This window comes from Nocardia sp. NPDC058640 (genome assembly GCF_042716995.1).
In the GTDB taxonomy this organism is placed as follows: Bacteria; Actinomycetota; Actinomycetes; order Mycobacteriales; family Mycobacteriaceae; genus Nocardia.
Genome location: NZ_JBHXRG010000001.1, coordinates 964551 through 986563 on the forward strand (window position 1 = coordinate 964551; position 22013 = coordinate 986563).

The following is a 22013-nucleotide window of genomic DNA, read 5'->3' on the forward strand; positions in this document are numbered from 1 at the left end:
TTTGCCGTCAACCCGCGCAATTCGGCCCGACGGCGGGCAGTATGAACAATCAGAATGTACCTGTGGCGCCCGCGTCGCACGCACAGCGCACTGCCCGCCTTTGCCGGAAGGACACCAGTGAAAACCGCCAACGCCTGCTCGTCATCCCGACAACGTCGACCGGCACGCCGCCTCGCCGTGCGGGCGGGCCGGGTGCTCGCCGCGGCCGTCGCACTGGCCGCCGCCATGATCGTGTCCGCCTGCGGCAACTCCGATCCGCTTGCTGCCAAGGGGGATTGCACCAGTGACGCGTTGATCGTCGGGTCGGCCAATTTCCCCGAATCCGAGACCGTGGCCAACATCTACACCGAAGTGCTGCGGATCAACGGCTTCAAGGTCGACACGAAGTTCGATATCGGCAGCCGCGAGGCCTACATTCCGGCGCTGCGCCAATGCGCGATCTCACTGATCCCGGAATACACCGGCAACCTGCTGCAATACCTGGACAAAGACGCCACCGCCACCGCCGCCCCCGAGGTGAACGCGGCGCTGACCAAGGCGCTGGGCGAGGACCTGGCCATCGCTACGCCCGCCCCCGGCGAGGATTCCGACGCCGTGGTCGTCACCCGCGCCACCGCCGACAAGTGGAGCCTGACCTCCATCGAGGACCTGGCACCGCATTCTGCGGAGGTGAAATTCGCTGCGATGGCCGAATTCGCGGAGCGTCCGGGCGGGCTGCCCGGTTTGAAGAAGATCTACGGCCTGGATATCAGCGCGGGCAATTTCGTGCCGATCGCCGACGGCGGCGGGCCCGCGACGGTGCGCGCCCTGGTAGACGGACAGGTGAACGCGGCCGATATCTTCACCACCTCGCAGGCGATCGCACAGAACAACCTGGTCGTACTCACCGATCCGAAACACAATTTCGCGGCACAGAATGTGGTGCCGCTGTTCAATTCCGCGAAGAAGACCGACAAAGCCGTGGCGGTATTGGATGCGGTGTCGGCGAAACTGACCACCGCCGAACTCATTTCGCTCAACACCGCGGTCTCCGGTGACAGCAAGATCGAACCGAAAGCCGCGGCACTGGCCTGGATCACCGCACAGGGTTTGAACTCCCCCATCGGCTAGGCGTAGGCCTTCGCAGCGCCATGCGCGTCTTCGGATGGCCTAGCCAACAGCGTCCTCTAGGCGTACTCGCCGTTAGGAGTAACCGTTGTCCGACATCGAATTCCGCGGGATCGACAAGACCTATCCGAACGGCACGCACGCGGTACGCGACCTGAATCTGAATATCGAATCGGGTTCGTTCACCGTATTCGTCGGCCCGTCGGGGTGCGGCAAGACCACGTCGATGCGCATGATCAACCGGATGGTCGATCCCACCGCGGGCACCATCACCATCGACGGCCGCGACATCGCGACCGTGGACCCGGTGAAACTGCGCCTGGGCATCGGCTACGTGATCCAGAGCGGCGGGCTGCTGCCCAACCGCAAGGTGATCGACAATGTGGCGACCGTGCCGATGCTGCTGGGGCAGTCGCGCAATGCCGCGCGGGCCGCGGCGCTCGAGGTGATGGACCGGGTCGGGCTGGATCGCAGTCTGGCGGAACGGTATCCGTCGCAACTGTCGGGTGGCCAGCAACAGCGGGTGGGGGTGGCGCGGGCGTTGGCCGCGGATCCGCCGGTGCTGTTGATGGACGAGCCGTTCAGTGCGGTCGACCCGGTGGTGCGGGCGGAATTACAGTCGGAGATGCAGCGGCTGCAGGCGGAACTGCAGAAAACGATTGTGTTCGTGACGCACGATATCGACGAGGCGATCACGCTCGGCGACAAGATCGCGGTGTTCGGTCGCGGTGGGGTGCTGCAGCAGTACGACACACCTGAGCGTGTATTGGCGCAGCCCGCAACGGATTTCGTCGCCGGGTTCGTCGGCAGGGATCGCGGTTATCGGGGGCTGTCGTTTCGCAACGCGGATGCTGTTGTGCTGGCGCCGATTCGAACGGTTGAAGCCGGGGACATCCCCGGATTGCGACTCACACAGGGCGAATGGGCGCTCATTGTCGATGGCGACGGGAAGCCTGGCGGCTGGATCGACGTGACCGGCGTCGAGGGTGTGCGCGCTGGAAAACCCCTGGACGCCAGCGTTTCTGCCGGTGGCTCGCTGTTCACCCCGGACGGCGACCTGCGCCAGGCCTTGGACGCGGCCATCTCCTCCCCCTCGGGCGTCGGCGTCGCCGTCGACGAAACCGGGGCGGTGCGCGGCGGACTGCTCGCCACCGATGTGCTGACCCAGCTCGCCGAACAGCGGGTCGCCGAAGACACCGAGCGCAACCGGGAGTTCTTTATCCAGGGCGCGCCGTGAGGTACCTGATCGACAACTTCGCCGACATCATGACGATCACTCGCACCCACCTGATATTGGCGCTGGTTCCATTACTGCTGGGCTTGGTGATCGCGATTCCGGTGGGTGCGTTGGTGCACGGAAATCGTTGGGCCAGAAGGATTACCACGACGGTTTCGAGCCTGGCCTACACGACTCCCTCGCTCGCGCTGTTCGTGATCATTCCCCCGATGATCGGCATCTCGATGATCGACCCACTCAATGTGATCATCGCACTCACCGTGTATTCGACCGCGCTGCTGTTGATCGCGGTGCCGACAGCGCTCGATACCGTGCCCGTCAGCGTGATCGATGCCGCCGATGCGATCGGGTTCGGCAGACTCCGACGAACTGTCACCGTCGATATGCCGTTGGCGCTACCGGTTTTCACGGCATCCCTGCGCGTGGTGGTGGTCACCAATATCGCGATGGTGTCGGTGGGTGCGCTGATCGGGGTCGGCGGTCTGGGCAAACTGTTCACGCAGGGCTACCAACGTGACTACCCCGACCAGATCATCGCGGGCATCATCGTCACGCTGGTGCTGGCACTGATCTTCGACCGGCTGGTGTTCCTGCTCGGCAAACTCGCCACCCCGTGGACCCGTGCGGACGCCCGCGCGAAAGGGGCACGCTCGTGAACCTTTTCCTCGAAGCCTGGAACTACCTCAGCGACGGTGCGAACTGGGGCGGACCCACCGGGATCGAACACCGCCTGCTGCAACATCTTTGGTACAGCTTCCTCGCGGTGGCGTTGTCGGCGGTGGTCGCGGTGCCGTTGGGTCTGCTCATCGGGCACACGCGGCGCGGTAGTGCGGTGATGGTCGGGTTCGCCAATGCGATGCGGGCGCTGCCGACGTTGGGTCTGCTGACGTTTCTGGTGCTCGGGCTGGGCCTGGGGTTGATTCCGCCGCTGCTGGCGTTGATCACCGTCGGCATTCCACCGCTGCTGGCGGGGGCCTATGCGGGGATCGCGAACGTGCCCACCGATGTGGTGGACGCCTCGCGGGCGATGGGGATGACGGAGAGTCAGATCCTGTTCCGGGTCGAGGTGCCCAATGCGATGCCGGTGCTGCTGGGCGGGTTGCGCAGTGCCACTTTGCAAGTCGTGGCCACCGCGACGATCGCGGCGTACGTGAACCTCGGCGGGCTGGGTCGGTACATCTTCGACGGGATCGGCCTGTACCGGTACGACCTGGTGTTGGTCGGCGCGCTGTTGGTCGCGATCCTGGCGTTGGTACTCGACGGGCTGCTCGCGGTGGCGGTGTGGGCCAGCGCGCCAGGGTCCGGCCGGGTCACGCGACCGGCGGACACCGGCGTAATCGTACAAAACGCGACGAAATAATCAGAAAACTGATTTTTCGAGGCCCGATTGTACGATTTCGCCGGTCCCGCAGGGTCAGTCGTCGCCGAGAAGTGCGCGCAGGTGCGGGTCGTCGGCCAGCACCTCCTGCATCCTGGCGCGACCGAGCGAACGCTGGGCTTGCGCGTGGATCCATTCCTGGGCGGCCAACACCATCGCCACATTCACCGACACACCGTCAGCCTCGGCCCCGGCTGCCAGCTGTTCGTAGACCTCGTCGGGTAGCTGCACGGTGATCGTGGTCATCATCCGATGATCCCAGACAACACGACAGCGCCCCCGCTCCGGTGGGAACGAGGGCGCTGTCGACGGAGAAACTAGGCGACGCCCTCGGCGCGCGCCGCTTCCGCCACGGCCTCGGCGACGGCCGGAGCCACGCGCGGGTCGAGGGGGCTCGGGATGATCTTGTCGACCGCGAGCTCGTCGGCGACCACACCGAAGATCGCGTTCGCGGCGGCGACCTTCATGCCCTCGGTGATGCGGCGGGCGCCGGCATCCAGGGCACCCTTGAACACGCCGGGGAACGCGAGCACGTTGTTGATCTGGTTCGGGAAGTCGCTGCGACCCGTGGCCACGATGGCCACGTACTTGGCGGCCACGTCGGGGTGGATCTCGGGGTCCGGGTTGGACATCGCGAACACGATCGCCTCGGGGGCCATCGAGGCGATGAGCTCCTCACCGATCTTGCCCGCGGACAGGCCGAGGAACACGTCGGCACCGGCCAGCGCGTCGGCGGGGCCGCCGGTCAGGCCGCGCGGGTTGGAGCGGGCGGCCAGGTCGGCCTTGACACCGTTGAGGCCGTCGCGACCGGTGCTGACGATGCCCTTCGAGTCGAGCACGACCACGTCCGGGATACCGGCGGCGAGCAGGATGTTCGAGCAGGCCACGCCGGCCGCACCGGCGCCGGACACGACCACCTTGAGCGCGGACATGTCACGGCCCTGCACCGCGGCCGCGCCCTTGAGGGCGGCCAGCACCACGATGGCGGTGCCGTGCTGGTCGTCGTGCATGACCGGGCAGTCCAGCGCCTCGATGACGCGGCGTTCGATTTCGAAGCAGCGGGGGGCGGAGATGTCTTCCAGGTTCACCGCGCCGAAGCTGGGGCGCAGGTGGATCAGGGTCTGGACGATCTCGTCGGGGTCGGTGGTGTCCAGCACCAGCGGGATCGAGTTCAGGCCCGCGAACTTCTTGAACAGCGCGGCCTTGCCCTCCATCACCGGCAGCGAGGCGCGCGGGCCGATGTCACCGAGGCCCAGCACGGCGGTGCCGTCGCTGACCACGACCACGAGGCGGTCGGTCCAGGTGTAGCGCTTGGTGAGCGCGGGATCCTCGGCGATCGCGCGGCTGACCTGGGCGACACCGGGGGTGTAGGCGATGGACAGATCGCGCTGGGTCTCGAGCGGCGCGGCCAGCTCGACCGACAGCTTGCCGCCGAGGTGACCCGCGAAGATCTCGTCATCGGTGATGGCAGCGAGGCTCGCTGCGTCATCGGCCTTGGGCGCCGCGGTGGCATTCGGTGCGTCAGTCACAGGTGACACGATTTCACTCCTGCTCGAGTCGGGCTCAACCGGGGGACGGTTACCGCCGGGTATATCGGAACTGAGGTTTATAGGACACTGCGCGGGTGCGCGGTCGCACGCGTTGCCCGGTAGGAACCGGTACGCATGGCGCGGCACTGATCCGTGCAGCGGAACCGAACGGGTGTGTCCGGGCGAGCAAAACGGGTCGGCCCTGTCCGCGAAGGTGCGTCGCGAAACGGAAGGTCTCCAAGGTCCCCGATCCCGGCGGTGGCAAGGGAAGGGAATCCGCAACATTCTGCCAGCACGGCGTAGGTGTTGCCAAACCGCGTCATCCGTCGAGGGTAAACCCGCGCAATTGCGGTGGCGTTAGCGAAAACTCGCAGTTGGGGCCGAACATCCGGTGAACAGTCATACCGCGGCGGGGGTGCCCGCGGTGAGCTCGCCGTCGCGCGGCTGCGGGGCTTGTTCGCGGCGCACCCACACGTCGTCCAGGCCACCACAGCGCAACCGCACCCGCCAGTCCGACCGCGCGTCGGGATGGTCGATGCGACGGTGGATGCCGCGGCTCTCGGTGCGCTCGAGCGCGCTGTAACCGGCCCAGCGCGCGACCGCGAGCAGGGCCGCGGCCTGCCTGGCCCGCACCTGCCCGACGCCGATGCCGCCCAGTTCGAATTGGGCACCGGGCCACATGGCGTCGAGTTCTGCGATGCTGTCGGCCAGGCTGCCCGCGCTGCGCCGGTAGCTGCGGCGCAGCGGCAGGGTGTGCTCCTGGACCAGGCCGATCACCGAACGCGGGTCGATGTGGGCGTGCGGGCCCAGTCCCGCGCCGGGGACAGCGCGGGCGAACGCGGTGCGGTCGGTGGCACGGGCGAACGCGGCCGCGCCCGCACCGGCCCAGCTGCCCGACGCCAGCGCCCACGCCCCGCGCAAGCCGCCGATTCGGCCCGCTGCTCCGGCCACGACCTCGCGTCCGGCGGCGTCGCCCGCGGCGAACAGCCCGCGCACGCTGGTCGCGCAGGCGCGATCGGCCAGTGCCAGTCCGCCCGCGCCGCGGATGGTGCCCTCCAAGACCGCGCGCACGGGTAACCGGCCCGCGGCGTCGATCGCGCCGTGCCTGCTCAGCCAGTGTCGGACGGTGTCGGGTACTTCGTGCAGGGACGCGAAAACCCTTCTGCCGTCGGCGATCGCGGTCAGTGCCGCGGGGTACCGGCCGGGCAGTTCGGTGCCTGCTTCGTCGTAGAGCGCGGCGAAATGCACCGATAGGCCGGGTGCCACGACCGGGTGCGGCTGCACGCGCGACAGCACCGGGGCCAGGCCGTAGGCGCTGGAGAATTCCATGCCCGCCAGTTCGGCACCGGCCTCGACTGCCATCAGCAGGCCCTCGCCGGTGTTCACCTCGGTGCCCGCGCCGCCGGACAGGAACGCGCACCCACCGGTGGCGATCACGACCGCGCCCGCCCTGATGGTCCACGGCCGAAACTTGTTGTGGCGCTGGATGCCCGCCGCGCCCACGACCGTGCCCGCCGGGTCGACGAGCAGTTGCAGGGCCGGGTGATGGTCGAGGATGCGCACGCCCGCCTCGAGTGCGCCGCGGCGCAGGCGGCGCAGGTAGCTCGCGCCGTCGAAGCGCGCGCAGGTGGCGTCGCGGTCGGGGACGCGGTGTCGGGTGCCCGACCAGGTCTGCAGGCGGCGGTGGGATTCGTCGGCGACACGGTGCAACCAGGCCCGATCCCCCAGGCCGCCGCCCGCGGTGAACGCGCTGTCGACCGCGTCGGCGCGGTCCGGACCGGGCGCGAGGTCCCACAGCAGGGTCGTGCCGTACACGGTGGGGCCGCTGGATCCGCAGCGACTCTTGTCCACCAGCACCACGCGCGCGCCGGCGGCCGCGGCCGAGACGGCGGCCCAGAGCCCGGCGGGTCCACCGCCGAGGATCAGGACATCCGTTTCGATACCGGTCACAAAGAGAAATGTTCGGGCACAGTTCACCCGACCGCAACCACTACGCGGCCGTCAACCCCACCATTGTGTCCAAAGCAATACACCGGCCGTGATCATGACGACGGCCGATCCGAACACAGCCGACATTCCACGGCGACGATCGGCGAAGACCTGCGCCACGATCACCACCACCGCGGCCACGCAATGCCAGCCCAGCGACTCCGCGCCCGGCCCGGGAAAGTTCCGGCTCTGCCCGACCACCGCGGCGCCGATCACCACGCACAACAGCACCACCACCCCGCCCGCGACCACACCGCTGACGGTGCGCACCAGGGTCACGGGGCGATCACCGGCGTTCCGCTCGCCTGGTCGATCAGGGCTTCGTACTGATCGGGGTCGGTGCCGCACGCGCCGATCGCGGTCGTCTTGTTGCTGCCGTGATAGTCCGAGGAACCCGTTCGCACCAGGCCGAGTTCGCGCGAAAGGTCGCCCAGCACACCACGATCGGCGTCGCTGTGATCGGGGTGGTCGATCTCGAGGCCGGTGAGACCGAGCGAGGCCAGGTTTCGGATCTCGTCCAGCGCGAGCAGTCTGCCGCGTCTGCGGGCGCGGGCGTGGGCGATCACGCTGACCCCGCCCGCGTCGGCGATCAACTGCACGGCCCTGGTCAGCGGGGTGTCCGCCTTCTCGGCGTAGTACCGACCGTGCGGGGCCAGCAGATCGACGAACGCCTCGTTCACACTCTCGACTACCCCGGCTGCCACCAACGCCTGCCCCAGATGCGGCCTGCCCACCGCCGGACCCGCGGTCGCCATCACCTCGACCGGATCGATCGGCAGCCCGTCGGCGGCCATCTTCTCCGCCATCGCGCGCACCCTGGCCACGCGCTCGCCGCGCAACCGCTCGCGTTCCAGCGCGAAGCCACGGTCGGTGGGGTCGAACAGGTACGCCAGCAGATGCACGGGCACCGGAAAGCCGTCCTCGCCCATGCCCGTGCACGACATCTCCATGCCACGCACCAGCGTGAGACCGGGCGGGCGCGCCGCTTCGGCTTCGGCCCAGCCGCCGGTGGTGTCGTGGTCGGTGATCGCGACGACGTCGAGACCGGCCGCGGCGGCATGACGCACCAGCTGGGCGGGGGTGTCGGTGCCGTCGGAGGCGGTGGAATGGGTATGCAAGTCGATGCGCACACCCTCAGTCTTACAGTGCGGTCTCGGCTCCCGCGCGTTCCTGGGCATGGTCGGTGCCTGCCCGTAGGGTCGGGCTGGTGCCCTCCCTCTCGCCGATGTCGTCGTTCCACGGGCCACGCCGCAAGGCGAAGGCCGCGCCCGCGACCGTGCCCGTGCCGACCGCGCGGGCGATCGTGGACTGCGGGGTGTACGTCGACGGCAAGCGCGTACCGGGCCATTTCACGCCGCAACAGGCCAAAATCGAGGCGAGCAAGTCCGATTCGGGCTTCGTGTGGATCGGCCTGCACGACCCCGACAGCACCCAGATGAACGACATCGCCTCGACCTTCGAACTGCACCCGCTGGCGGTGGAGGACGCGGTGGAGGGCCGCCAGCGTCCCAAGCTCGAACGCTACGGAGACATGCTGTTCCTGGTGATGCGCACGGTCTGCTACATCGACCACGACATCGACTCGATCAGCGAGATCGTCGAGACCGGCGACATCATGGTGTTCACCGGGCCGAAGTTCGCCATCACCGTGCGCCACGGGGAACACACCCATCTGTCCAGCGTGCGCCACAAGCTGGAAAGGCACCCCGACCAGCTGAAACTCGGCCCGACCTCGGTGCTGCACGCGGTGGCCGACCACGTGGTCGACACCTATGTCGAGGTCACCGAGTTCATCGGCGGCGATATCGACGAGATGGAGGAGGAGGTGTTCACCCCCACCTCCAAAGTCGGCCTCGGGTCGATCTACCAGCTCAAACGCGAAGTCGTGCAACTACGCAGCGCGGTGTCGCCACTGGCGATTCCGCTGGCGAAGCTGACCACCGACCCCGATCTACCGATTCCGACGGAGATCCGCCGGTACATGCGCGATGTCGCCGACCACCACACCAGCGTGTCCGACCACATCTCGTACTTCGACGAGGCGCTCAGTGGGCTGGTCAACGCGGCGCTGGCCAAGATCAGCGTCCAGCAGAACACCGACATGCGCAAGATCTCGGCCTGGGCGGCGATGGCGGCGGTACCCACGGCGATCGCCGGTATCTACGGCATGAACTTCGACCACATGTGGGAACTGCACCAGGTGTGGGGTTATCCCGCGGTGCTGGGGACCATGGTGGTGATCTGCCTGTTCCTCTACCGCAGTTTCCGGCGTAACGGGTGGCTCTAGAGACTCACCGCACCGCGTTCGGGATCGCGCACGTCGATGCCTGCCTCGGCCCACGCGTCGCGTAGGGCTTGCGCACCGCGCAGGCGCACCCAGGCGGCCTCGGTGGCGGTCACCGGGGTGACACTGAGGTAGCGCACCGGATCGGCGGGGTCGGGCAGCGGGATCGGCGCGATGTCGCTGTCGCCCAGCACCACCGCGGAGAATTTCGCGTTGCGCCACAACGGTTCTCCGAGGTCGATCAACGCATCGGCTTGCAGCACAACACCTTCCACCGACGGTGACGCGATCAGGATGCCCAGCGATTTGGCGACCCCGACCTGCTGGTCCGCGCCCATCAGCAAGGTCAGCACCAGCTCCGCGCGTGGCCCGCGCACCGGGTCGGCCAGTAGATCGGACGGGTCGCCCATCGGATGACGTGACCCGCCCAGCGTCGCGTAGTGCACCGCACCGTCACCCGGAATGCGCAGGATCTCAATGGGTTCCAGCCCGAGGAAAGTCAGCGACGCCGAATCGACCTGTGCGCGTTCGAGTTCGAAGTGGTCCAGCACCGCGGCGCGGACCGTGTTCTCCACATCCATTGCGCTACAGCGCCAATCGGGCCAGCGAATCGCGGGCGCGTTCGGCGGACTTCGGGTCACACAGCACGTCGTACCGGCCCGCGACCAACTGCATGGTCGAGGCGAAGTCGCGCTGACCCTTGGTGGCCGCGTAGGGAATCGAGGTGGTGATCACGCCGAATACGATGCCGCCCAGCAAGCCCACGACCAGCGGGCCGATCGCGCCGCCGGTGGTGGTGAACAGGCTCAGCAGCAGACCCAGGAACAGACCCAACCACGCGCCCGACACCACGCCGCCGCCGATGACCTTGCCCCACGTAAGCCGGTACAGCACCCGCTCGACCTGCATCAGATCGACACCGACGATGGTCACATCCTGCACCGGGAACTGCCCGTCGGCCAGGTAGTCCACCGCGCGCTGCGCCTCGGCGTAGGTCGGATACGAGCCGACCGGCCAGCCCGACGGCGGCGTCGGCAACGCCTGCCGCCCGCGATTCGAGTTGCCCAAGGGATTCGTCATAGTCCTATTCTGCTATTCGTCGGCCGACTGTGCCGAAGTGCGACGTGTCGACTCCGCTCACTGCGCTCGAGCGGGTGTTCTCGTCATCCCGGCAGCTCGACCTTTGTCGGCGATAACCTGGGCCATTTTGGCGCTGGCCTCGTCGATCATCTCATCTCCCAGCATCACCGCACCACGCGCGCCGCCCGCCTCGGAGGTGTGGAAGGCGTACGTCTCCAAGATCAACTCGGCGCGGTCGTAGTCGGCCTGGCGCGGGCTGAAGATCTCATTGCAGGCGTCGATCTGGCCGGGGTGCAGGACCCATTTGCCGTCGAAACCCAGTGCCGCGGTGCGGCCCGCGGCCCGACGGAAACCGTCGACGTCGCGAATCTGCAGGTAGGGGCCGTCGATGGCCTGCAGGCCGTGCGCGCGGGCGGTGAGCAGGATCGTCATCAGGATGTGGTGGTAGGCATCGCCGGTGTCATAGCCTTCGGGCTGCTCGCCGACCACCAGCGTGCGCATATTGATACTGGCCATGAAATCGGCGGGCCCGAACACCAGCGCCTGCACGCGCGGGCTCGCGGTGGCGATCGCGTCGATATTGCGCAGGCCCAGCGCGTTCTCGATCTGCGGTTCGATGCCGATCCGGCCGACCTCGAGGCCGGAGGCCTTCTCCAACTGGGTCAGCAGCAGGTCAAGGGCTTGCACCTGACCGGCGTCGGTGACCTTGGGCAACAGGATGGCTTCCAACCAGCGACCCGCGCCTTCGACCACGCTGATCACATCGGCGTAGGTCCACTCGGTGGACCAGTCGTTGACCCGCACCACCCGCAGCTGCGAACCCCAGCCCGGTTCGTTGAGCGCGGCCACGATGTTCGCGCGCGCCGCGGCCTTGGCACCGGGCGCCACCGCGTCCTCGAGATCGAGGAACACCTCGTCCACGGGCAGGGTCTTCGCCTTGGCGATCATCTTCGGATTGCTGCCCGGCACGGCGAGCACCGATCGGCGTGGCTTCGACAACAACGACTCCTTGACTGGTGCGGCCGGTTCCGACCGATAGCCTGGTGATCATGGCAACCACCAGGGTCTACGTCGCCCGGCTCGCCGGCCTGACGGTGTTGGGTCCGGACGGGGAGTCTATCGGCCGCGTCCGCGACGTCGTCGTGGCCGTCCGGCAGGGGCGCCAACCCGCGCGCGTGCACGGACTCGTCGTCGAATTGCTCACCCGGCGAAGGATTTTCGTGCCGATGCTGCGGGTCACCGCGATCGAGCCCGGGATGGTCACGCTCAATACCGGCACGGTGAGCCTGCGGCGTTTCGCCCAGCGGCCGGGCGAACTGCTGGCCATGGCGCAGATCGTGGATTCGCAGGTGCGTGTCAACGATCCCGACCTGCCCGACCTGGACGGCGTCGATGTGTTCGTCGCCGATCTGGGCATCGAACAGACGCGGACCAGGGACTGGATCGTGGGTCGCGTCGCGGTGCGCGGGCATCGACGACTGGGGCGCAGGCGCGCTGTGCACGTGGTGGATTGGTCGCAGGTCGAGGGATTGACCCCCGCCGAGGTGGACCGGCCGGGCCAGGACGTGACGTCGCTGCTCACCGAGTTCGAAGGCCTGCGCGCGGCCGACGTCGCGCACCGGTTGCGTGAACTGCCCGAGAAACGCCGCCTCGAGGTGGCCGTGGCCCTGAACGACGAACGCCTGGCCGACGTGGTCCAGGAACTGCCCGACGACGACCAGGTCGACCTGCTCGGCCACCTCGAAGTCCGCCGCGCCGCCGACGTGCTCGAGGCGATGGACCCCGACGACGCCGCCGACCTGCTGGGCGAACTGTCCGAAAGCGAAGCCGAATCGCTGCTGGCACTGATGGATCCCGAGGAATCCGAGCCGGTGCGCCGTCTGCTGGCGCACTCCCCCGACACCGCGGGCGGTCTGATGACCCCGAAACCGATCGTGCTCGGCCCCGCCACCACCGTCGCCGAGGCGCTGGCCCGCGTGCGCGACCCCGACCTCACGCCGGCGCTGGCCTCGATGGCGTTCGTCGTGCGACCGCCCACCGCCACCCCCACCGGCCGCTATCTGGGCTGCGTGCACATCCAGCAGTTGCTGCGGGAACCGCCCGCGCACCTGGTGGGCGGGATCGTGGACACCGACCTGGCACCGCTGTCACCGGACATGCCGCTGTCGGCGGTGACCCGGTACTTCGCCACCTACAACCTGGTCTGCGGACCGGTGGTCGACGCGGAGAACCACCTGCTGGGCGCGGTGACCGTCGACGACGTGCTCGATCATCTGCTGCCCGAGGACTGGCGCGAGGAAGAACCACCCGGATTGACCAGGGTCGAGCCGCTGCTGCCCAACGGCGGTGCGGTGTGAGCGAGAAGAATCCGGCAAGGCAGCGACTGGAAACCCCCGTCGGCTCGCGGTTCAAACTCGACTGGGACTCCGACGCTTTCGCGCGCACCAGCGAACGGGTCGCCCGATTCCTGGGCACCGGGCGGTACCTGGCGATCCAGACGGTGATAGTGATCGTGTGGATCGTGCTCAACGTGTTCGTGGTGTGGTTGCGCTGGGACCCGTACCCGTTCATCCTGCTCAACCTGGCGTTTTCCACCCAGGCCGCCTACGCCGCGCCGCTGATCCTGTTGGCGCAGAACCGCCAGGACAACCGCGACAAGGTCTCCCTCGAAGAAGATCGCACCAGGGCCGCGCAGACCAAGGCCGACACCGAGTTCCTCGCCCGCGAACTCGCGTCGCTGCGACTGGCCGTGGGCGAGGTGGCCACCCGCGACTACCTGCGCCGCGAACTCGAGGAGATCAAGGACATGCTCGACCGCATCGACGCGGTCACCACGCCCGACGGCGCGCCGAAGGCGGACAAAAAGCGAAAAGCCGTCCGCAAGAAAACCTCCGGTCAAACCCCCTCTTCCCCCTCGATTGCACCGGGTACTCCAGACGCGTAACCGGAAATGCTCAATAACTACCTGACCGGTAGGTAACCTGGATCACGTTGTTCCGGGCGGGCCGGATGGGGACTGAAGCGGTGCCGCCGTGTTCGAGGTAAAGGGTTGGGTGTGGCCGTGCGAATCTCTGCTCCGATAACGATGTCGGCCTTGGTAGTCGCAGGATTTGTCGCTTCGGGATCGGCGGCGCATTCCAGCAATCCCAGCGTCGCGCCGACCGCACCGGAGGCGCTGCTGGCCGCGACGGCCAGCACCACCGACGACTCCGCCGACGCCGACCCGTCCGAGATCGTCGGCCTGCTGCCGATCACGCAGGAGGCACCGCGCCGCTTGCGCGCCCTGTCACCCGGCGCCAACGGTGCCGCGCCGTTCGCGGGAACCGTCCCGCTGCGCAACATTTCGCTGCCCACCGGCAGTGGCGCGCTCGGCATTCCGCAGATCGTGCTCGCGGCCTACCGCAACGCCGAACTCGCCCTGGAATCCGCGCAGCCGGGCTGCGGGGTCACCTGGAACCTGCTCGCCGGCATCGGCCGGATCGAATCCGGACACGCCAGCAGCGGCCGCACCGACCCCGCCGGCACCACCACCACCCCGATCTTCGGACCGGCGCTGGACGGCACGCTGCCGGGCAACGAGATCATCAAGGAAGCCGACGGCGGCTACATGCGGGCCATGGGGCCCATGCAGTTCCTGCCGACCACCTGGGTGCACTATGCCGCCGACGGCAACGGCGACGGCGCCGCGGACCCGCACAACGTGTTCGACGCGGCGCTGGCCGCGGGCAAGTACCTGTGCTCGGGCGGGATGAACCTGCGCGAGGCGGCCCAGGAACTGCGGGCGGTGCTGCGCTACAACAACTCCATGTCCTACGCGGCCGACGTGCTGAGCTGGTCGGCGGCGTACCGGACCGGCGGCGTACCGAGCCAGGCGGCCATCTCGCCGCACATCATCCCGCCCGGCAGCAGCCCGCAGTCCGCGCCCAATGTGCTGGCCGCGGCGACCAATACGCCGACCACCACACCCGCGCCGACCGCGCCCAAGTTCACTACGCCGACTCCGGTGATGATCAACCTGCCCGGGCTGCCGCCGATTCCGTGCGGGATCTTCTGCCCGTTGCCGGTGGCACCGCCCGAGGTGTGCGTGGGCGAACCGTTGGCCGTGGATCCACTGAAGCCGGTGGAACCCGGACAGCCGCCCGTCGACAAGCCTGTCGAGCAGACCTATGGTGCCGTGGCGCCGAAGGATCCCGACACGCCCGCGATCGCGCCCGCCGCGTGCAGCCCGGCCGCGGTCGCGCCGAATCCCGAAGCCGCACCGGCACCCGCTCCGGTGAAGACGCCGGAACCCGGCATCGCGCCCACCGAGGAGCCCGCCCCCGTCGAGCCCGCCCCGGTGGAACCGATTGCGCCGCCCGCCATCACACTGCCGTTCGGCATCGTGATCCCGCTGCCGCCCGCCCCCACCGCGCCCTAGAAATCAAACGCGAATTCACATCACGGAGGGGTAACAAAAAGGTCTCGGGTGCGGTAATCTCTTCTCATCCAACACGGTTGAGGAGGGCACCACACAGTGGGTCGTCATCGGAAACAGGCTGCTACGACGGTTCGCCGTAGCTCGCTGATCGCATTGACCGGCTTGGTCCCCGCAGGGTTGGTGGCCGTTACCGCGGCCGCCACCGAAGCGACCACCGCACCCAACGCGGCCGTCGAACACGACGTGCTGCCCGCGGCCGAAGGCGACCTGGTCGCGGCACCTCAGGCCGACATCGCGGAGATCGCGCACGCGGAAGCACGGCAGTCCCCCTCGGCCACCCCGGTGGTGAAAACCGTTGCGCTGGCCGACGATCGCGAGTCCGCCGATCTGCCGTCGGGCCCGCTGGGCATTCCCGGTATCGCCGTGGCCGCCTATCAGACCGCCGAACAGCAACTGGGCGTGGAGAATCCGCACTGCGGCATGTCCTGGTCGCTGCTGGCCGGCATCGGTCGCGTGGAATCCACGCACGCCTACGGCAAGGCCGACGCGCAGGGCAACCCGATCAAGGCGGTCTACGGGCCCGTCCTGGACGGCAGCCTGTCGGGCAACAACGTCATCCACGACAGCGACGGCGGCGAGCTCGACGGCCTCGGCGGGTACGACCGTGCCATCGGGCCGATGCAGTTCCTGCCCGAGACCTGGCACCGCTACGCCGCCGACGGCAATGCCGACGGCATCGCCGATCCGCAGAACCTGTTCGACGCCGCGCTCACCGCCGGCCGGTACCTGTGCGACGGCGGGCTGAACATGCGCGATCTGTCACAACAGTCGAAGGCGATCCTGCGCTACAACAACTCGATGGCCTATGTCGCCAACGTCATGGCATGGTCCGGGTCGTACTCGAGCGGGCTCGCTCCACAGCCCAAGGACCTGCCGCGCATCCACTAGGGATTAACATCGGGCGCATGTCAGTGATTACGGAAGCGGATGTGCGGGCGGCGCTCGCGAAGGTCGACGATCCGGAGATCCGCAAACCGATCACCGAATTGGGGATGGTCAAGTCGGTTGCTATCGCCGACAGCGGTGATGTGCACATCGAGATCTACCTGACCACCTCGGGGTGCCCGCTGCGCACCGAGATCATCCAGCGGGTCACCGCGGCTGTGTCCGATGTCAACGGCGCGGGTGCGGTAACGGTCGACCTCGACGTGATGAACGACGAGCAGCGCACCGAGCTGCGCAAGTCGCTGCGCGGGGATTCGGCCGAGCCGGTCATCCCGTTCGCCCAGCCCGGATCGCTCACCCGTGTGTACGCAGTCGCCTCCGGTAAAGGTGGTGTGGGCAAGTCCAGCGTCACCGCGAACCTGGCCGTGGCGCTGGCGCAGCGTGGCCTGTCGGTCGGCGTGCTCGACGCCGACATCTACGGCCACTCCATCCCGCGCATGCTCGGCTCCGACGCCAAGCCCACGCAGGTCGAGCGGATGATCATGCCGCCGGTCGCGCACGACGTGAAGATGATCTCGATCGCGCAGTTCACCCAGGGCAACACCCCTGTCGTGTGGCGCGGCCCGATGCTGCACCGCGCGCTGCAGCAGTTCCTCGCCGACGTCTTCTGGGGCGACCTGGACGTGCTGCTGCTGGACCTGCCGCCCGGCACCGGCGACGTGGCGATCTCCCTCGCGCAGCTCATCCCCAGCGCCGAGATCCTGGTCGTGACCACCCCGCAGATCGCCGCCGCCGAGGTGGCCGAACGCGCGGGCGCGATCGCCCTGCAGACCCGTCAGCGGATCGCGGGCGTGGTCGAGAACATGTCCTGGCTGGACCTGCCCGACGGTTCGCGCATGGAGCTGTACGGCTCCGGCGGCGGCCAGGTCGTGGCCGACCGCCTCACCCGTGCGGTGGGGTCGAATGTGCCGCTGCTGGGTCAGGTCCCGATCGAACAGGCGTTGCGCGAAGGTGGCGACGACGGCAACCCGATCGTGCTGGCGGACCCGGAGAACCCGGCCGCGGTCGCGCTGCTCGGCATCGCCGACAAACTCGCCGTCCGCAAGCGGGGTCTGGCTGGAATGTCCCTGGGCATCGATACGACCCGACACCTGTAAGACGTCGGTCCCGGATGGCGGGTGAACACGGCCGGGGGCGTGGTCTTCGCCAGACACAAGGCTCTGCGTACCGCTGCGCACCGGCACGGGCTGACCAGGCACGATCGCCATCTGGCAGCCAAGGTCGAACCTCCTCGCGCCCAGGTCTGGCCTGGAGTGCAGGGGAGGCGGAACAACTTGTCAGTGGGTTCTCCTAGGCTGCTCGTATGCTGACGCTGCTTCTATACGTGCTCATCGTCGGGTTGGTTGCGGCGATGCTCTTTCTCGTCGCCAGTGCGGTTTTCGGACGGTCCGAAGAGTTAGGGCCCCTGCCCGACGGGACCACCGCCACCGTGCTGCCCGCCGACGGCGTCACCGGGGCCGACGTGCGCGCGCTGCGGTTCCAGCAGGTGGTGCGCGGGTACAAGGCCGGTGAGGTCGACTGGGCGCTGAGCAGGCTGGCACTGCGGATCGACGAGCTCGAGTTCGAGTTAGCGCAGGCACGACAGTGGCAGGCACAGGTGGTGGCGGGGCAGGAACGCGGGTGAGTGACCTCGCCGACGACGGCCTGGTCCGCTGCGACTGGGCCACCGGCTCCCAGCTGTACCGCGATTACCACGACACCGAATGGGGCAAGCCCCTGCACGGCGACGACGCCATGTTCGAACGGCTGTGCCTCGAGGCCTTCCAGTCCGGTCTGGCCTGGATCACCGTGCTGCGGAAACGGCCAGCCTTCCGCGCCGCGTTCGCCGACTTCGAGATCGCGAAGGTCGCCCAGTTCGACGATCGCGACCGCGCGCGCCTGCTGGCCGACGCCGGCATCGTGCGCAACCGCGCCAAGATCGACGCGGTGATCAACAACGCGCAGGTTGCTCGCGACCTGCCGGGCAGCCTGGACGAGCTGGTGTGGTCGTTCGCACCCGCGCCACGCCCACGGCCCACCTCGATCGCGAATGTGCCCGCCACCACACCCGAATCCATTGCTCTGGCAAAGGAATTGAAGCGTCTCGGGTTCGCGTTCGTGGGCCCGACGACGGCGTATGCCCTCATGCAGGCAACCGGCATGGTGGACGACCACCTGGATGTTTGCTGGGTGAACGCGGTGCCGGACGGAACCGACTCAGCAGTCACATTTCGCACTCAGGTGTCCGCCCGCGACGGCAATAGGGAAGAATAGGACCGGTGTGGCCCGCCGAACACCCGGCGAGCCCGCTGGTTGGCGACAACCGGCAGACGAGAAGAACAGTGCGCAGAACCACCGCGCAGATCTGGAGGGAGCAGAGGATGGCGGCCATGAAGCCCCGTACCGGGGACGGTCCCCTCGAAGCAACCAAGGAAGGTCGTGGAATCGTCATGCGGGTTCCACTCGAGGGTGGCGGGCGTCTGGTCGTCGAACTCACACCGGACGAGGCTGCGGCGCTCGGTGACGAACTGAAAAGCGTCACCAGCTGAATGCGCTGACCGAGGTCGCCGCACTCCTGGCCTGTCCGGAGTGCGGCGACCAACTGCAACCGCACGATCGTGCGTTGCGATGCGGCACCGGCCACAGCTTCGACATCGCCCGTCAGGGTTATGTCGGGCTGCTGACCGGCGCATCGACGAAAATGACCGGCGACACCGCCGACATGCTCGACGCCCGCGCCGCTTTCCAGGGCGCGGGCCATTTCGCCCCGATCGCCGCGGCGGTGGCGCGCGCCTTCGCTACGCGCGTCAGCGACCAGCAGACCGCGGCGCGCGACGTCGGGACCCCGGCCGTGAGCACGCAGGCTCACCGAGCCGACACTCAGCTTCCCGCGGACGCGCAGTCACCGTCTGAAACCCCACCCGATGCCGCTGTGCTCGAAATCGGCGCCGGTACGGGTTACTACCTGGCTGCGGTCCTCGACGCGGATCCCACTCTCCTCGGCATCGCCTTGGACGTGGCCAAGCCCGCCGCCCGCAGAGCCGCACGCGCCCACCCCCGCCTTGCCTCCGTGCTGGCCGACGCCTGGCGCGGCCTGCCCTTGCGCGACGACACCGTCATCGGGGTGCTGTCAGTGTTCGCCCCGCGCAACCCCGCCGAAGTCGTCCGCGTCCTGGCCCCCGGCGGCCGCTTCGTCATCGTCACCCCCACGGCACGTCATCTCGGCGAGCTGATCGGCCCCCTCGGCATGGTCAGCGTCGACCCGGACAAAGACCGCCGCCTGGCCGACTCACTGTCGGACACCTTCACCCGCGCCGAGCACACCCTCGTCGAATTCCCGATGAAACTGTCACGCACCGACGTCACCAACGTCGTCGCGATGGGCCCGTCGGCCTTCCACGGCACCCCCGCCGACGATCCGCGCATCGCGGCGCTACCCGTCATCACCGAAGTCACCGCATCGGTGACGGTCTCGACGTACCTGTCGAACGCCTGACCGCAGCACTCGCTACCGCTGCACACTCCGATAGACCTCGAGCGTGCGCTGCGCGATCTGCCCCCAGTCGAACTCCGCGATCGCCCGCGCCCGCCCGGCCTCCCCATAACGAGCCGCCAACACCGAATCCCCCGCGACCTCGTTCACCGCCGCCGCCAGCGCCCGCTCGTACTCCCCCGTCGCCTCGGGGTCGTAGTGCACCAACCGCCCGGTGACCCCGTCATCGACCACCTCGGGAATCCCCCCGACATCCGAAGCCACAACCGCCGTCGCACACGCCATCGCCTCGAGGTTCACGATGCCCAGCGGTTCGTACACCGACGGACACACGAATACCGAAGACGCCGAAAGGATTTGGCGCACCTGCTCGGTAGGCAACATCTCCTTGACCCAGAACACGTTCCCTCGCTGCCGCTGCAACCCATCCACGGCGGCAGCGACCTCCGCCTCGAGCTCCTTGGTATCGGCCGCCCCCGCGCACAACACCAACTGAATATCCGGGTCGAACGAAGCCGCCGCGGCGAGCAGATGCCCGACCCCCTTCTGCCGCGTGATCCGCCCGACGAACGACACGATCGGCAGATCAGCCCGCACCCCCAGCCGCTCGAGCACCGGCACCTGATCACCGACGGGCGGTCCCGGATGCCACACCTGCGCATCGATCCCGTTGTGCACCACATGAACTCGATCGGGGTCGATCGCGGGATACGCGTCGAGCACGTCGTGCCGCATCCCCTCGCTCACCGCGATCACCGCGTCGGCCTGCTCCATGGCATTGCGCTCCGACCACGACGACAGCCGATACCCCCCGCCCAACTGTTCGGCCTTCCACGGCCTGCGCGGTTCCAGCGAATGCGCCGTGAGCACGTGCGGAATCCCGTACAGCATCGACGCCAGATGCCCGGCCAACCCCGCGTACCAGGTGTGCGAATGCACCACCTCCACACCGCCCGCCGCATCGGCCATGCGCAACTGCGCCGACATCATCTGCAAAGCGGGATTGGCGGCATACAACTCGGGGTCGGGACTGTGCACCACCGCACCGTTGCGCGGCGCGCCCATGCAGTGCACGGTCACCTCGCACAGCTGGCGCAATCGGCCGGTCAGCTCGGTGACGTGCACTCCCGCACCGCCGTACACCTCCGGCGGATACTCCCGGGTCAGCATGGCGACTCGCAGCGGTTCCGCCTGCGTCCGCCCGCCGGCGTCACCATCACTCACCGTCTCAAATTAGCCCCTGCGGTCGACATGGGCCACCGTAACGGCGCTGGCACTGTACTTTGAGCAGAGTGAGGAGCCAGCCGCACGTACTCGGGATCGTGCTCGCCGGTGGCGAGGGCAAACGACTGTTTCCGCTCACGGCCGACCGCGCCAAGCCCGCGGTCCCGTTCGGTGGGGCGTATCGACTGATCGACTTCGTTCTCAGCAACCTCGTCAACGCGGGATACCTGCGCCTGTGCGTGCTCACCCAGTACAAGTCGCATTCGCTGGATCGCCATATCTCGCAGACGTGGCGGCTGTCGGGTTTCACCGGCGAGTACATCACCCCGGTGCCCGCGCAGCAGCGTCTCGGGCCGCGCTGGTACACCGGCAGCGCCGACGCGATCATGCAGTCGCTCAACCTGATCTACGACGAGGACCCCGATTACATCGTGGTGTTCGGCGCCGACCACGTGTACCGGATGGACCCGGAGCAGATGGTGGCCAGCCACATCGCGTCGGGCGCGGGCGTCACGGTCGCGGGGATCCGGGTGCCGCGCGCGGAGGCGAGCGCCTTCGGCTGCATAGACACCGACGAGTCCGGCAAGATCACCCAGTTCCTGGAAAAGCCCGCGCATCCACCGGGCACCCCCGACGACCCGAACGTGACGTTCGCGTCGATGGGCAATTACGTGTTCACCACCCGCGTGCTCGTCGACGCGATCCGCGCCGACGCCGAGAACTCCGACTCCGACCACGACATGGGCGGCGACATCATCCCGAAGTTGGTCGCCGAGGGTGTCGCCAATGTGTACGACTTCGCCGACAACGAGGTCCCCGGCGCCACCGAACGCGACCGTGGCTACTGGCGCGACGTGGGCACCATCGACGCCTTCTACGAGGCGCACATGGACCTGGTCTCGGTGCACCCGGTGTTCAACCTCTACAACCGGCACTGGCCCATCCGCGGCGCCGCCGAGAACCTGCCACCGGCGAAGTTCGCGCAGGGCGGGCTGGCCCAGGAATCGATCGTGGGGGCGGGCTCGATCCTGTCCGCGGCCACGGTCCGCAATTCGGTGCTGAGTTCGAACGTGGTGATCGAGGACGGCGCCACGGTCGAGGGCAGCGTATTGATGCCGGGCGTGCGGATCGGGCGCGGCGCGGTGGTGCGGCACGCGATCCTGGACAAGAACGTGGTGGTCGGCGAGGGCGAGATCATCGGCCTCGACCTGGACCGCGACCGCGAACGTTTCGCCGTCAGCAACGGCGGAGTCGTCACCGTCGGCAAGGGAATTTGGGTCGGGTAGACCCC

24 protein-coding genes are annotated in these 22013 nt (G+C 68.1%); 15 read left to right on the top strand and 9 right to left on the bottom strand.

Going from position 1 to position 22013, the window contains the following annotated elements; translation table 11 throughout:
• Nucleotides 1–225 precede the first annotated feature (225 nt).
• From ACFWU5_RS04630 to ACFWU5_RS04645, 4 genes are all read left to right on the top strand, one after another.
• The gene (locus ACFWU5_RS04630) at nt 226–1110 is read left to right on the top strand and encodes an ABC transporter substrate-binding protein (protein WP_379266220.1); all 885 of its coding nucleotides are present in this window, start codon (nt 226–228) and stop codon (nt 1108–1110) included.
• 85 nt (nt 1111–1195) lie between these two features.
• Nucleotides 1196–2344: an ABC transporter ATP-binding protein gene (locus ACFWU5_RS04635; protein WP_379266157.1), complete on the top strand. Its 1149-nt coding sequence runs from the start codon at nt 1196–1198 to the stop codon at nt 2342–2344.
• Nucleotides 2341–3000 (top strand): ABC transporter permease, encoded by a 660-nt coding sequence (locus ACFWU5_RS04640; RefSeq protein WP_379266158.1) that lies wholly within the window; start codon nt 2341–2343, stop codon nt 2998–3000. The genes ACFWU5_RS04635 and ACFWU5_RS04640 overlap by 4 nt, the downstream gene beginning before the upstream one ends.
• Nucleotides 2997–3704, top strand: coding sequence for an ABC transporter permease (locus tag ACFWU5_RS04645; RefSeq protein WP_379266159.1), 708 nt, complete (start codon nt 2997–2999; stop codon nt 3702–3704). Before ACFWU5_RS04640 ends, ACFWU5_RS04645 begins: the two co-directional genes overlap by 4 nt.
• A 54-nt stretch (nt 3705–3758) precedes the next feature.
• Here ACFWU5_RS04645 and ACFWU5_RS04650 read toward each other — a convergent pair whose 3' ends face one another.
• The 5 genes from ACFWU5_RS04650 to ACFWU5_RS04670 all read right to left on the bottom strand — a co-directional run bounded on the left by ACFWU5_RS04650 (nt 3759) and on the right by ACFWU5_RS04670 (nt 8370).
• Nucleotides 3759–3968, bottom strand: coding sequence for a hypothetical protein (locus ACFWU5_RS04650; RefSeq protein WP_379240067.1), 210 nt, complete (start codon nt 3966–3968; stop codon nt 3759–3761).
• Nucleotides 3969–4039: 71 nt separating this feature from the next.
• A complete protein-coding gene (locus tag ACFWU5_RS04655; RefSeq protein WP_379266160.1) occupies nt 4040–5260 on the bottom strand; it encodes an NADP-dependent malic enzyme in 1221 nt (406 codons plus the stop codon).
• A gap of 390 nt (nt 5261–5650) precedes the next feature.
• Nucleotides 5651–7201 carry an FAD-binding protein gene (locus ACFWU5_RS04660; RefSeq protein WP_379266161.1) on the bottom strand — a complete coding sequence of 517 codons (1551 nt, stop codon included), beginning with the start codon at nt 7199–7201 and terminating at the stop codon, nt 5651–5653.
• A gap of 51 nt (nt 7202–7252) precedes the next feature.
• Nucleotides 7253–7519 carry a hypothetical protein gene (locus ACFWU5_RS04665; RefSeq protein ID WP_379266162.1) on the bottom strand — a complete coding sequence of 89 codons (267 nt, stop codon included), beginning with the start codon at nt 7517–7519 and terminating at the stop codon, nt 7253–7255.
• Entirely contained in the window at nt 7516–8370 is an 855-nt protein-coding gene (locus ACFWU5_RS04670; RefSeq protein WP_379266163.1) for a PHP domain-containing protein, read from the bottom strand. Before ACFWU5_RS04670 ends, ACFWU5_RS04665 begins: the two co-directional genes overlap by 4 nt.
• A 95-nt stretch (nt 8371–8465) precedes the next feature.
• Here ACFWU5_RS04670 and ACFWU5_RS04675 point away from each other — a divergent pair, with 95 nt between their 5' ends.
• Nucleotides 8466–9527: a magnesium and cobalt transport protein CorA gene (locus ACFWU5_RS04675; protein ID WP_379266221.1), complete on the top strand. Its 1062-nt coding sequence runs from the start codon at nt 8466–8468 to the stop codon at nt 9525–9527.
• On the opposite strand, the gene ACFWU5_RS04680 is transcribed toward ACFWU5_RS04675, so the two are convergent.
• From ACFWU5_RS04680 to ACFWU5_RS04690, 3 genes are read right to left on the bottom strand one after another with little or no spacing between them, the layout of a single operon-like run.
• Nucleotides 9524–10105 (bottom strand): suppressor of fused domain protein, encoded by a 582-nt coding sequence (locus ACFWU5_RS04680; protein WP_379266164.1) that lies wholly within the window; start codon nt 10103–10105, stop codon nt 9524–9526. The genes ACFWU5_RS04675 and ACFWU5_RS04680 overlap by 4 nt on opposite strands.
• A gap of 4 nt (nt 10106–10109) precedes the next feature.
• A complete protein-coding gene (locus tag ACFWU5_RS04685) occupies nt 10110–10604 on the bottom strand; it encodes a general stress protein (RefSeq protein WP_378609102.1) in 495 nt (164 codons plus the stop codon).
• Nucleotides 10605–10661: 57 nt separating this feature from the next.
• Nucleotides 10662–11606, bottom strand: coding sequence for an HpcH/HpaI aldolase/citrate lyase family protein (locus ACFWU5_RS04690; protein ID WP_379266165.1), 945 nt, complete (start codon nt 11604–11606; stop codon nt 10662–10664).
• Nucleotides 11607–11653: 47 nt separating this feature from the next.
• Here ACFWU5_RS04690 and ACFWU5_RS04695 point away from each other — a divergent pair, with 47 nt between their 5' ends.
• From ACFWU5_RS04695 to ACFWU5_RS04735, 9 genes are all read left to right on the top strand, one after another.
• Nucleotides 11654–12961 carry a magnesium transporter MgtE N-terminal domain-containing protein gene (locus ACFWU5_RS04695; protein ID WP_379240060.1) on the top strand — a complete coding sequence of 436 codons (1308 nt, stop codon included), beginning with the start codon at nt 11654–11656 and terminating at the stop codon, nt 12959–12961.
• Entirely contained in the window at nt 12958–13548 is a 591-nt protein-coding gene (locus tag ACFWU5_RS04700; RefSeq protein ID WP_379266166.1) for a DUF1003 domain-containing protein, read from the top strand. The genes ACFWU5_RS04695 and ACFWU5_RS04700 overlap by 4 nt, the downstream gene beginning before the upstream one ends.
• 141 nt (nt 13549–13689) lie before the next feature.
• A complete protein-coding gene (locus ACFWU5_RS04705) occupies nt 13690–15021 on the top strand; it encodes a lytic murein transglycosylase (protein WP_379266222.1) in 1332 nt (443 codons plus the stop codon).
• A 96-nt stretch (nt 15022–15117) separates the two neighbouring features.
• Nucleotides 15118–15969, top strand: coding sequence for a lytic transglycosylase domain-containing protein (locus ACFWU5_RS04710; RefSeq protein WP_379266167.1), 852 nt, complete (start codon nt 15118–15120; stop codon nt 15967–15969).
• 17 nt (nt 15970–15986) lie between these two features.
• Entirely contained in the window at nt 15987–17123 is a 1137-nt protein-coding gene (locus tag ACFWU5_RS04715) for an Mrp/NBP35 family ATP-binding protein (protein WP_379266168.1), read from the top strand.
• A 206-nt stretch (nt 17124–17329) separates the two neighbouring features.
• Nucleotides 17330–17650, top strand: a complete 321-nt coding sequence (locus ACFWU5_RS04720; RefSeq protein WP_379240057.1) for a DivIVA domain-containing protein — start codon at nt 17330–17332, stop codon at nt 17648–17650.
• Entirely contained in the window at nt 17647–18279 is a 633-nt protein-coding gene (locus ACFWU5_RS04725; RefSeq protein WP_379266169.1) for a DNA-3-methyladenine glycosylase I, read from the top strand. Before ACFWU5_RS04720 ends, ACFWU5_RS04725 begins: the two co-directional genes overlap by 4 nt.
• A 107-nt stretch (nt 18280–18386) precedes the next feature.
• Nucleotides 18387–18554: a DUF3117 domain-containing protein gene (locus tag ACFWU5_RS04730; RefSeq protein WP_011211259.1), complete on the top strand. Its 168-nt coding sequence runs from the start codon at nt 18387–18389 to the stop codon at nt 18552–18554.
• Nucleotides 18551–19501 (top strand): putative RNA methyltransferase, encoded by a 951-nt coding sequence (locus ACFWU5_RS04735; RefSeq protein WP_379266223.1) that lies wholly within the window; start codon nt 18551–18553, stop codon nt 19499–19501. The genes ACFWU5_RS04730 and ACFWU5_RS04735 overlap by 4 nt, the downstream gene beginning before the upstream one ends.
• A 12-nt stretch (nt 19502–19513) precedes the next feature.
• On the opposite strand, the gene glgA is transcribed toward ACFWU5_RS04735, so the two are convergent.
• Nucleotides 19514–20680, bottom strand: coding sequence for a glycogen synthase (gene glgA / locus ACFWU5_RS04740; protein ID WP_379266224.1), 1167 nt, complete (start codon nt 20678–20680; stop codon nt 19514–19516).
• A 110-nt stretch (nt 20681–20790) separates the two neighbouring features.
• Between glgA and glgC the strand changes: the two genes are divergently transcribed.
• Nucleotides 20791–22008, top strand: coding sequence for a glucose-1-phosphate adenylyltransferase (gene glgC / locus ACFWU5_RS04745; RefSeq protein ID WP_379240054.1), 1218 nt, complete (start codon nt 20791–20793; stop codon nt 22006–22008).
• Nucleotides 22009–22013 lie beyond the last annotated feature (5 nt).